The sequence below is a fragment of the Enterococcus ureasiticus genome (assembly GCF_001730285.1).
GTDB classification, from domain to species: domain Bacteria; phylum Bacillota; class Bacilli; order Lactobacillales; family Enterococcaceae; genus Enterococcus_L; species Enterococcus_L ureasiticus.
In genome coordinates this window covers 97,797-109,798 of the sequence record NZ_MIJZ01000013.1, presented here as the reverse complement: position 1 = coordinate 109,798, position 12,002 = coordinate 97,797, and the positions used below count along the sequence as shown (strand labels likewise).

The following is a 12,002-nucleotide window of genomic DNA, read 5'->3' as shown; positions in this document are numbered from 1 at the left end:
TAAAATGTGGTAAAGTAAAACTAATTCACAAGCACTTAAGTTGAAAGTTTTACTGTAAGTGACTAGAATAGCTCTTGTAGAAAGAATTGGAGTGATTGATCAATGTATCAAGTTGTTATCATGTACGGCGATAATGAGCCTTGGTGGTTTTTTGAAGACTGGCAGGAAGATATTGAAGAAAATAAAACATTTAACTGTTTAGAAGATGCAGAACGTTACTACATAAAAAAATGGCAAGAACTTTCCTCAACATATGAATACATAAATACAAAAGTTAATTATTTAGCGGCCTTCTGGAACGAAGGGGATGAACGCTGGTGTGAGGAATGTGATGAGGATCTTCAACAATATAAAGGATTAGCTTTGTTGAAGGATTTACAAGCAGTGACGTTTGAAAGTGGTGACGATTTTCATGAACGCCATAATGATTGTGCAAAACCGAAATGCTGTAAATCGAGTATAGTTTAGAGAAATCAGAGAAAAAGTCAAGAGAACAAGTTCACGGATACGTGCCTTATTCTTTTGACTTTTAATTATTTAAAAAAATAAATAGAGTTGGACCTTAATCCTTGCAAATCCATTTTCCATCTATCATATCGCAAGTCCCATTTTCAGCATCACTATTTTCGATTACTTCAATTATGGGTGTTTCTTTTTCCTTGATAGTCTGAATCGCTTGGATAATTTGATCCATAGGTTGTGCACCATTGATTAAATATTTTCCATTAACAATCAGTGCTGGGACACCTGTAAGCTGATAAGCATTTGCCAAACGAAAGTCGTCTTCAACTAACGTTAAAGTAGCCGGATCAAGGAAGGCTTGCTGCCATTTTTCAAAATCGATCGAACTATCTTTAACAATTGCTTCAATCACAGCAGGGTCATCAATATTTTGACTCTCTACAAATAATCCTGTTTGCAAAGCATCAAAGATCGCCCAGTAACCGGATTCGCCTCCTACGATGCCCGCGGCTTTGGCAGCAAGTAAACCATTCATAGATGTTGGAAAAAGAAAATCAGCTTCTCTCATTCCTTCAATATTAAAGCGGTGAAGATCATCATTTTGATTGGCGTGAACCCAATGAGATAAAATTTCGTTCTTGGCATTTTCTCTTGATCCAAACATCTGCTCGTGAGCTTGTGAATCTCTAGCTAAAGCAAAAGAACGGTGAATGATCTTTATTTCAGGCATTTCTTCTTGGACTTGTCTCATTCTATACGACATGGGAAAACAAAAACTGCAGATAACGTCGTGAAAAAATTCAATTGTAATCATAGTTTCTCCTTGATAATCATTATTTTTATACTTACAATTAGTAAGTATAAGGTTCTTCTATTTACATTTCAATTAAAAAGCTTAAAGAAGAGGCGAAAAGAATAAGCAGAGTGTGGTAAAATCAACGTATTGACATTTTTGAAATTAATTCAATTTACATAAGAAATGAAGAAGGTGAGTGAACGAAATGGCAAACAAACAACTGATTATTGCTGAAAAACCTAGTGTTGCCAAAGATTTAAGTAAAGTGCTAGGTGCAAATCAAAAAAATAAAAGTTATTATGAAGGTCCAAATGTGATCGTGACTTGGGCATTAGGACACCTACTAGGTTTAAAAATGCCAGAAGATATCAACAAAGAATGGCAATCTTGGCAAATGGAAACTTTACCAATGGTGCCAAAAAATCTAGGGATCAAACCATTACCCAAAACAGGACATCAATTAAAAGCGATCAAACAATTAGCGAACCGCAAAGATGTTACCGAAGCGGTCATTGCAACAGATGCAGGACGTGAAGGAGAACTCGTTGCCCGCTGGATTCTGGAATATGTTCATTTTAATAAACCAGTCAAGCGCCTATGGATCTCTTCTCAAACAGACAAAGCAATCAAAGACGGGTTTAAAAAATTAAGACCAGCTAAAGAATATGATAATTTATATTATTCAGCATTAGCTCGCGCCAAAGCAGACTGGTTAGTCGGATTAAACGTGACTAGAGCATTAACAGTGAAATATCAAGACAGCTTATCCGCTGGACGTGTACAAACACCGACATTATCCTTAGTCCGTCAACAAGAAAAGAAAATCGAAGGTTTTAGACCGCAAACGTACTTCTCAGTTGAGCTTCAAGTTCAAAAAGAAAAAGCTAAACTGGTTCAAAGCAACCCATATGCCTTTAAAGAACGCAATGAGGTAGAAGCTTTTGTGAAAAAACTAAGCGAAGGTAAAGGCAAAGTAACCGATATCCAAGAAAAGACGAAAACAGAACAAGCACCCTTACCGTATGACCTAACTGAAATTCAAAGAGAAGCCAACCAGCGTTATCAATTTTCAGCGAAGAAGACCCTTTCACTTGTTCAAAGTCTCTACGAATTTCATAAAATCGTGACCTATCCCAGAACGGATAGCAAATATTTGACTACAGATATGAAAGCAACGATGAAAGAACGATTGCAGGCAATTAGCGATTTTGCGCCAGAAGTCAAAACGTATATCAAAAACGGCGGTCAAGTTAAACTGACTAAAGTATTTCAAAACGAAAAAGTGACAGATCACCATGCGTTGATTCCGACTGAACAACGCCCACGTTATGAGAAGTTAAGTGGCGATGAACAAAAAATCTATAACATGATCGTGACTCGTTTCTTAGGGATGTTTGCCGAATCCCATCGTACAAAACAAACAAAAGTAACGGTAAGCTTTGGTAAAGAGCAATTTATGTTCCGGCAAAGTAAAGTTGAAGTTGCCGGCTGGAAACAAGAAAAAGAAGAGGTTATTCCATCTGTCGACTGGAAATTAGGTATGGTGATTCCACCGAATTTCACTATCAATAAAGAGTTAACCGCACCACCAAAACCATTGACCGAAGGAACTTTGTTAGGATTGATGGAAAAACACAGCTTAGGTACTCCGGCAACGCGTGCGGAAATCATTGAAAAACTGATCAAATCAGAGTTGATGGAACGGAATACCAATGGGCTTAATGTTTCACCAAAAGGCAAGCAATTACTTGAATTGGTCAATCCATCTTTAGTGACCCCTGAGCTAACAGAAAAATGGGAAAAAACTCTAGAAGCAATCGCCAAGGGCAAACAAAGCAGCACTGTTTTCCTAAAAGAAATCGAGCAAGATACGAAAAAATTAGTCAACGAGATCAAACAAAGCGAAAGCAAATACCAGGATTTTTCAATCACACAAAAGAAATGCCCAGAATGTGGCTCAAACTTACGTGAGAAGAATACCAAAGACGGGAAAATCTATATCTGTTCCAACCAAGATTGTAGCTATCGCCGTAGAAAAGATCCTAAAGTTTCCAACCACCGTTGTTCGCAATGTCATCGTAAAATGGAAATCATTGATGGAAAAAATGGGGCTTATTTCAAATGTAAATACTGCTCGATCACAGAAAAAATGCAAGATAAAAAAGAACGCAACAAAAAGCTTACGAAACATGAAGAACGTAAGTTAATGAAGAAATATTCACAAAAAGAAGAACCAGAAGAAAGTGCACTAGCACAAGCTTTGAAAGCAGCAATGAAACAAGATTGATTTTCTAATTAGAAACACTAGTTATCAAGAAATTTGGTAATTGGTGTTTTTAATTTGTTAGCAATCATGAGACCGTTTGATTTCATGGTATAATTTAGACAAAAATAACATTCAGAAAAGAGTGTATAAACTATGACAATGAAGACTGAACAAGAAAAACTGGATGCCAAATTCATGAAACAAGCACTAGAACTAGCCAAAGATGCTGCAAAACATGGGAACGAACCGTTTGGTGCATTACTCGTAAAAGCAAATAACGTTGTATTGACTGGTGAAAATCAGATTCATACAGAAAGTGATCCCACCTATCATGCCGAATTAGGAATTATTCGTGATTTTTGTTCTAGCCAAAAATTATCGGATTTATCTGAATACACACTTTATACAAGTTGTGAACCTTGTTGTATGTGCGCAGGAGCGATGGTCTGGAGTAGTTTAGGTAGAATGGTTTTCAGTTTATCACATGATGAATTAGCTGAGATTGCAGGGTTTAATATTATGATTGGGAGTGAAGAAATTTTTGCTAAAAGCCCAAATAGACCTGAAGTTGCTAAAGGTGTGTTAAAAGAAGAGGCAGTTCCAGTTTATGTCGATTACTTTCAAAAATAACGACAAGAAGAGAAAGGAACATCAAAATGAGAAAAAATGAGTATCTAACTCTAGTTGCGATGGAGGAATGTGCAGAAATCCAGCAAGCACTATCAAAAGCAATTAGATTTGGGTTTGACGATCATCATCCATCTAGAGCAGATGAAACAAATGAAGAACAAATGTTGACGGAATTTTATCAATTGACTGCGATGATTGAAGAAATGCAGAAGCAAGGAATAATCGAAGGATTTACTCAAGAGAAAATAACTCAGGTAAAGAAAAATAAAATTGATAAAGTTTATAAATATATGGATTATTCGAAGGGGAAAGGGCTGTTAGAATAACAATTTTTTTTACTTTGATTTTATGTTAGGTGCAAATTATAAAGGTTAGATGTGATTGTTGAGGGGAAGTAACTTTTAAAGTTTAAAATAATTATTATTCTATATACTGTTAATTTCTAAGCTGAGGGAAATCACTTCATCCGAATTGTTTTTTTCATATTCTAACATCCAAAGGCTCTTTTCTTATCTTTCCCCAAGAACAAAGGAATATTTTAATGAAAAAAGGGCAGAAACATTTGTAATTTGCAATAAAAGGAGTATACTCTAAATTGGAATCATTCTAAATTTAATAAAAAGAGTTTCCACACACATATTGTATTTAGGTTTATTTTATTCTGGGTTTTGATTCATTTGGACTGTTCCAACCAACGGTATTAAATGAATAATTATTTTGAATGAAATCAGCTTCTTTCTTTTTGTGGAGACCGTAAAAACAAGGGGGATTATTGATGTTTGATATTGTAACATTAGCAAGATTCCAATTTGCAATGACGACAGTCTTTCATTACTTCTTCGTACCGTTTTCAATAGGATTAGCACTTGTAGTCGCAGTCATGGAAACGATGTATGTTGTAAAAAAAGATGAACGTTATCGCAAAATGGCGAAGTTTTGGGGCAACATTTTTCTATTAAGTTTTGCAGTCGGAGTTGTAACAGGAATTATTCAAGAATTCCAGTTCGGGATGAACTGGTCAGATTATTCTCGTTTTGTCGGAGATATCTTTGGTGCTCCACTTGCGATTGAAGCGTTACTTGCATTCTTTTTAGAATCAACATTCTTAGGTTTATGGATTTTTACTTGGGACAAAGTAAATTCTAAACTGCATTTAACATTTATTTGGTTGGTATTCTTTGGGTCAATGATGTCTGCTTTCTGGATTTTAGCTGCAAACAGCTTTATGCAACATCCAGTTGGGTATACATTAAACAATGGCCGTGCAGAGTTAATTGACTTTGGGGCAGTAATTGGGAATCCAAAAGTTTGGTATGAGTTTACCCATGTTCTGTCTGGTGCAATTGTGATGGGCGGAATGATCGTTGCAGGTCTTGCTGCGTTCCAAATTTTGAAAAAACGTGATATGAATTTCCACAAAACATCTATGCGCATTGGTTTATGGATTGCTTTATTTGGTTCACTTTCTGTTTTATTTACAGGTGACTTACAAATGAAAGCTTTGATCAATGATCAACCAATGAAATTTGCAGCAATGGAAGGGGATTACGAAGATTCAGGTGATCCGGCTGCTTGGACATTGATTGCTTGGGCAGATGAAGCCCAACACAAACAAGTATTTGGGATTCAAATTCCTTATATGCTAAGTATTCTTTCTTATAATAGTTTATCTGGTTCCGTTGATGGAATGGATACTGTGAATGAACGTTTGAAAGAAGAATATGGGGATGATAAAAATTATTATCCACCAGTCAACACATTATTCTGGAGCTTTAGAGTCATGGCTGGATTTGGTGCATTGATGCTATTAGTTTCAGCTTTAGGATTATTCTTTAGTCGTAAGAAAAAACCTTCTCTTTATGAAAAACGCTGGATGGTTTGGATTGTGGCTTTATGTACGTTTGCACCATTCTTAGCAAATACAACGGGGTGGTTGATCACTGAACTTGGTCGTTATCCTTGGACTGTTTATGGTCTATTTACGATCGAAGATAGTGTCTCACCAAACGTATCAGTGGCTTCACTATTAACATCGAACATTATTTACTTTATTCTTTTTGCAGGTCTAGGTTCAGTGATGGTTTACTTGATCACAGTAGAACTTAAAAAAGGACCAGATTATGAAGAAAAGAAATTAGCAGAGGCGAACTCTACTGATGTAGATCCATTTGATAAGGAGGTCTTTGGCGAATGAGTACGTTACAATTACTTTGGTTTGTACTGATTGGTATTTTATTCTCAGGCTTCTTCTTCTTAGAAGGTTTTGACTTTGGCGTAGGGATGTCGGTTCAAACATTAGCGCACGATGAAGAAGAAAAAGAACAGATCATCCAAACGATTGGACCGGTTTGGGATGGTAATGAAGTATGGTTATTAACAGCAGGTGGGGCGATGTTTGCTTCTTTTCCATACTGGTATGCTTCATTATTTAGCGGATTTTACTTGATTTTGTTTATTATTTTAGTTGGTTTGATCATTCGTGGTGTGTCATTTGAATTCCGTCATCGTATGCCGGATGGTAAACGACGCAGAATGTGGAACTGGACATTATCAATTGGTAGTTTTATCGTGCCATTTTTCTTTGGGGTTTTATTCATTGATTTGGTTCAAGGAATGCCGCTTGATGTTGATGGGAATATGATGGCTTCATTTACTGACTACTTCAATGTATTTTCTGTTGTAGGTGGCGTTGCTTTAGCATTATTGTGCTACTTGCATGGATTGAACTACATTGCACTTAAAACAGAAGGACCAGTCAGAGAACGTGCGCGTAATTATGCGTCATTCTTCTATTGGATTTTATATGTTGGCTTAGTTGTGTTTGCAGCATTGTTGTACTTTAAAACAGATTTCTTTGATAATCATTTCGTCTTGACGTTATTATTAGTAATAGGAATCGTTGCATTAACAGTCGTTGCTAATGTAAGTGTCTTTAAGAAAAAAGAAATGTTGGCTTTTCTTGCTAGTGGCTTAACATTGATTCTTTTAGTTGCTTTATTATTCAGTGGTTTATTCCCACGTGTGATGGTTGGTAGTGAAGGGTATTATGACATCTTGATCAAAGATGCTTCAAGTTCTCCTTATACATTGAAAACTATGACATGGTTATCATTAACGATTTTACCCTTTGTATTAGCCTATACAGGTTGGTCTTATTATGTCTTTAGAAAACGTATCAAACATCCAGCTATTGCAGCTGTGGGGTATGAAGGATGATCGATAAAGCCATCTTAAAAATGCCGAAAATCAAAAATATCATGATCTTGCTTGCAGGTTTTTCTTTCCTGCAAGCAGTATTTATTATAGGACAAGCATTTTATTTATCTAAAGCCGTTGTTGGGTTATGGGAAGGTGGTCAGTTAAACGACCAGCTGTTGAATATTTTGGTGTTCTTTTTGTTTTATACTGGCAGACATGTGATCACGTATCTTCGTGAGAAAATGTTAGATACCTTTAGTTATGATCGCTCTCGTGAATTAAGAGAAGCCTTGTTACAAAAAGTGTTTCGACTTGGACCAACTGTGGTTCAAAAAAATGGTACGGGAAATATGATCACAATGGCACTTGAAGGAATCAGCCAGGCAGAGAATTATCTGCATTTGATCTTGATGAAAATCATGAATATGATGATCATTCCGTGGATCATTTTGATTTTTGTGTTTACCTTAGATATTCGTTCAGGGATCGTTTTATTGGTTGTGTTTCCTATGATCATTATTTTTATGATTATTTTAGGATATGCGGCGCAAAGTAAAGCGGATAAACAATATAAAGCTTTTCAGATCTTATCTAATCACTTTATAGATTCATTACGAGGATTAGATACGTTGAAGTTGTTTGGCTTGAGTAAAAAATACGCAGGTAGTATTTATAATACCAGTGAACGGTTTAGAGAAGCGACGATGAGTACACTGAAGATCGCGATTCTATCAACGTTTGCTTTGGATTTTTTTACAACATTGTCTGTAGCTGTTGTGGCGGTGTTTTTAGGATTGAGTTTGTTGGAAGGCGGAATTCTACTATTTCCAGCTTTGACGACGTTGATTTTAGCACCGGAGTTCTTCTTACCAGTTCGTGATTTTGCTAGTGATTACCATGCGACGCTGGATGGGAAAAATTCATTTCAAGCAATTCAAGCTGTCTTGGATTTACCAGAAATGACTGAAACGGATCGTCTTACTTTAGGGGATTGGACAGCGTTGAGTGAATTATCAGCTGATCATTTGACATTCCAATATGAAGAAGCAACACAACCCGCTTTAAAAAACTTGGATTTTGTAGCAAAAGGGTATCAAAAAATTGGGATCATCGGCGCTAGCGGCTCGGGTAAATCAACCTTGATCAATGTATTGAGCGGTTTTTTAGAACCAGATGCTGAAACGACAAAAATCGAAGTCGATGGACAAGTGATTCCGCATTTTCTGCAAAGAGAATGGCAGAAGCAAGTACTTTATATTCCGCAAGCACCTTATATTTTCCAAGATACCTTAGCGAACAATGTCCGTTTTTACACGCCAGATGCGACAGATGAGCAAGTGTTAGCCGCAGTTCAATTAGTCGGATTAGAAACGCTTGTAACAGAGCTTACAGACGGTTTAAACACGGTGATCGGCGAAAGTGGGAGAATGTTAAGTGGCGGACAAGCACAGCGTGTAGCGCTTGCTAGAGCTTTTCTAGACAAAACACGTCGCATTCTATTGTTTGATGAACCAACCGCTCACTTAGATATCGAAACGGAAGTGGAATTAAAGGAAAGAATGTTGCCTTTGATGGAAGACCATCTTGTCTTTTTTGCCACTCATCGATTACATTGGATGGCGGAAATGGATTATATTTTAGTGATGGATAAAGGGCAGCTGGTTGAAGCGGGAACGCTAGCTGAATTGACTGAGAAAAATGGTTACTATGTGAAATTAGTGAATCAAATGAGGGGGACAGAATAATGGAAAATACCCCAACAAATAAAGAATTATACGAAAAAGATCAATGGGTCAAACCATTCTTGAAAAAGTATAAAGGTTTATTGTATCTAGCTTTGGTTTTAGGCTTTTTGACCTTCTTTAGTGCAGGCGCATTAATGTTTAATTCAGGTTATTTAATTAGCCGAGCAGCGTCACTTCCAGAAAATATTTTGATGATTTATATTCCAATCGTATTAACACGTGCCTTTGGGATCAGTCGTCCAGTTTTTCGTTATATCGAGCGTTTAGTCAGTCATAACTGGGTCCTTAAAATGACGTCTGACTTACGTTTGAAGCTTTATATGGTTTTAGAGAAAGATGCGATTTTCTTTAAATCAAAATACCAAACAGGTGATATTTTAGGCTTGTTGTCTGAAGATATCAATCACTTGCAGAATTTATATTTACGCACAATTTTCCCAACAGTGATCGCTTGGTTGTTATATATCTTTATTATTATTGGACTGGGTTTGTTTTCATGGTGGTTTGGTTTGTGTATGTTAGTGATGTTAGGGGTCGTGATTTTTCTATTGCCTTTGATCTCAGTTTTAGTGAATGGTGCTAGACAAGAAAAACAAAAAGTTTCTAAAAATGAATTATATAAAACACTGACAGATAATATTTTAGGTGTTTCTGATTGGGTATTCAGCCAACGTGGTCAAGAATTTGTTCATTCTTATGAAGCGGAAGAGGCAAAACTTCGTCAGTTAGATGAACAAATTAAACGTTTTAATCGTTTTCGTGATTTTGTTTTACAGGTTGCATTTGGTGTGATCACTGTCGCAATTTTAGCTTGGACGAGTGTTCGTTTTCCAGGCAATCATGGCGGCGCAGCTAATTGGATCGCTGCATTTACGTTGACGGTATTCCCGTTGATTGATGCTTTTGCGCCACTGCCTGATGCAGCGCAAGAAACAAATATCTATAAAGATTCAATCAAACGTTTGAACGACTTACCTGAACCAGAAGAGGTAAACATTGTGTCGAAAGATCTAACGATCACAGATACAGAAATCAAAATTAGTGATATATCATTTTCTTATGAAGGAACATCAAAGCTTGTTTTAGAAGACTTGAATTTGACCATTCATTCAAAAGAAAAATTGGCTATTTTAGGACGTAGTGGTTCAGGTAAAAGTACCCTGGCAACGTTGATCCGTGGAGATTTACAGCCTGATAAAGGAACGATTACATTAGGTGGAATTAAAACGGCTGAGTTTGGCGATCAAATCACAAAATCAATCGGTGTGATTCACCAAGCACCTTATCTTTTCAGAACAACGATTTTAAATAATGTCCGAATTGGACGAGAAGAAGCCTCAGAAGAAGAAGTTTGGCAAGTGTTGGATAAGGTTGGTCTAAAGGAAATGATCGACGGGTTACCTGAAGGATTACTAACAATGGTAGATGAAGCTGGTTTGCGTTTTTCTGGCGGTGAACGTCATCGTTTGGCATTGGCTCGGATTTTACTTCAAGATACACCAGTTGTACTACTAGACGAACCAACGACGGGTCTGGATCCTATTACTGAGCAACAATTATTAGATACATTTTTTGACACATTAAAAGATAAAACTATTATTTGGATCACTCATCATCTTCAAGGTGTTCATATGATGGATCGAGTGATATTCATTGAAGATGGGCAATTGGAAATGAGTGGTTCACCACAAGAATTGTTAGCAACAAATCTTCATTATCAACAATTGTATGCAATTGATCGAGGCATGAACAAGAATTGATTGGTTGACGAAAGTGCTTATTTACGAATAAAATAAAAAGATGAGGCAAAACTCTATGAGCTTTGCCTCAAACTTTTAAAAGCTTAGTAAGGAATCAGAATGACCGCTGCAGTAATAATTCTGTTAGTAAAGTTAGTTGTTCTTTACCTAAACAATCGGGTAATTTTTCGATATCGGTCAATGCTTTTTCAGTGACACGTTTCGCAAATGCTTTAGCATCATTAACTCCGTCTAGCTCGTGAACGAGTTTTGCTGTTTCAGTAGCCTGTATGTCTGTGATAGCAGCACCTTTTTTTAAATAAACAGCAAAGCGTTCTGGCGCTTTTTGCATTGCTAAAATCAAGGGTAACGTGTAGACTCCTTGTGCTAGATCCTCTAAAACGGGTTTTTTCAAGGTTTTTACATCTGCTGTATAGTCTAAGATGTCATCATAAACTTGAAACGCAATGCCGATATGCCGACCAATTCGTTTTGCTAAGCGTTGTACTTCTAGACTAGCACAACCAAAATGAGCACCTTCCAGACAGCTTAAAGAGAATAATTCGGCTGTTTTTCCGTTGACGCTGCGTAGGTAATCAGAAATAGTCATATCTTTTTTATAGCGTGTATGCATTTGATCTAATTCACCAAGTAGTAACCGTTTCATCGCAGAAGCGTTTGTATGTAGAAAATCAGAACCATTCATCGTTTCAGCAAGTAATTCAAAAAATTCAGTAAATAATAAATCCCCTGTGTAAACAGCAATATCTTTACCATAGCGGGATTGGATTGTAACGGCTCCTCTACGCAGTGGTGAGTCATCGATGATGTCATCATGTATCAATGTTGCCATGTGTAGGATTTCGATCGAAGCGGCGATTTTGATTAGTTGTTTATGGTCTTGTTTTTGTTCATCACCGATTTGAGCAAATAAAAAAAAGAAGGCAGGGCGTAGTAATTTTCCGCCTGAATAGGTTAGTTCGATCAGAGCTGCTTCAATTTCTTTGTTTCGTATTTTAACTTGATGTTTGATCAGTTCACAAGTTTCATTTAATTGTTGTTGGATAATAGGAAATTCTTTCCAAAAATCATTCATAACCAATATTCCTTTCAGTAATTCAATACTATTGATTGTATACGATGTTGGTAAAGAAATACAAGCAAAT

General features: G+C 36.6%; 10 protein-coding genes. 8 read left to right on the top strand and 2 right to left on the bottom strand.

All coding sequences use genetic code 11. The features are described from left to right. Nucleotides 1–102: 102 nt before the first annotated feature. The gene (locus BCR21_RS08925; RefSeq protein WP_069646122.1) at nt 103–468 is read left to right on the top strand and encodes a DUF1033 family protein; all 366 of its coding nucleotides are present in this window, start codon (nt 103–105) and stop codon (nt 466–468) included. Between the two features lie 94 nt (nt 469–562). Here the strand turns inward: BCR21_RS08925 and BCR21_RS08920 are convergent, their stop codons facing one another. Beyond that, entirely contained in the window at nt 563–1,276 is a 714-nt protein-coding gene (locus BCR21_RS08920) for a DsbA family oxidoreductase (protein WP_084013280.1), read from the bottom strand. A gap of 187 nt (nt 1,277–1,463) precedes the next feature. On the opposite strand from BCR21_RS08920, the gene BCR21_RS08915 reads away from it, so the two are divergent. The 7 genes from BCR21_RS08915 to cydC all read left to right on the top strand — a co-directional run bounded on the left by BCR21_RS08915 (nt 1,464) and on the right by cydC (nt 10,857). Further along, a complete protein-coding gene (locus BCR21_RS08915; RefSeq protein WP_069646121.1) occupies nt 1,464–3,545 on the top strand; it encodes a DNA topoisomerase III in 2,082 nt (693 codons plus the stop codon). A gap of 132 nt (nt 3,546–3,677) precedes the next feature. Further along, nucleotides 3,678–4,154, top strand: a complete 477-nt coding sequence (locus BCR21_RS08910; RefSeq protein ID WP_069646120.1) for a nucleoside deaminase — start codon at nt 3,678–3,680, stop codon at nt 4,152–4,154. A gap of 26 nt (nt 4,155–4,180) precedes the next feature. Further along, nucleotides 4,181–4,480, top strand: a complete 300-nt coding sequence (locus BCR21_RS08905) for a nucleoside triphosphate pyrophosphohydrolase family protein (protein WP_069646119.1) — start codon at nt 4,181–4,183, stop codon at nt 4,478–4,480. Between the two features lie 449 nt (nt 4,481–4,929). Then, nucleotides 4,930–6,348: a cytochrome ubiquinol oxidase subunit I gene (locus tag BCR21_RS08900; RefSeq protein WP_069646118.1), complete on the top strand. Its 1,419-nt coding sequence runs from the start codon at nt 4,930–4,932 to the stop codon at nt 6,346–6,348. After that, nucleotides 6,345–7,370 (top strand): cytochrome d ubiquinol oxidase subunit II, encoded by a 1,026-nt coding sequence (gene cydB / locus BCR21_RS08895; protein ID WP_069646117.1) that lies wholly within the window; start codon nt 6,345–6,347, stop codon nt 7,368–7,370. Before BCR21_RS08900 ends, cydB begins: the two co-directional genes overlap by 4 nt. Beyond that, the gene (gene cydD / locus BCR21_RS08890; RefSeq protein ID WP_069646116.1) at nt 7,367–9,097 is read left to right on the top strand and encodes a thiol reductant ABC exporter subunit CydD; all 1,731 of its coding nucleotides are present in this window, start codon (nt 7,367–7,369) and stop codon (nt 9,095–9,097) included. Before cydB ends, cydD begins: the two co-directional genes overlap by 4 nt. Then, nucleotides 9,097–10,857 (top strand): thiol reductant ABC exporter subunit CydC, encoded by a 1,761-nt coding sequence (gene cydC, locus BCR21_RS08885; protein WP_069646115.1) that lies wholly within the window; start codon nt 9,097–9,099, stop codon nt 10,855–10,857. The genes cydD and cydC overlap by 1 nt, the downstream gene beginning before the upstream one ends. Nucleotides 10,858–10,951: 94 nt before the next feature. On the opposite strand, the gene BCR21_RS08880 is transcribed toward cydC, so the two are convergent. After that, nucleotides 10,952–11,932 (bottom strand): polyprenyl synthetase family protein, encoded by a 981-nt coding sequence (locus BCR21_RS08880; RefSeq protein ID WP_069646114.1) that lies wholly within the window; start codon nt 11,930–11,932, stop codon nt 10,952–10,954. Between the last annotated feature and the right edge of the window lie 70 nt (nt 11,933–12,002).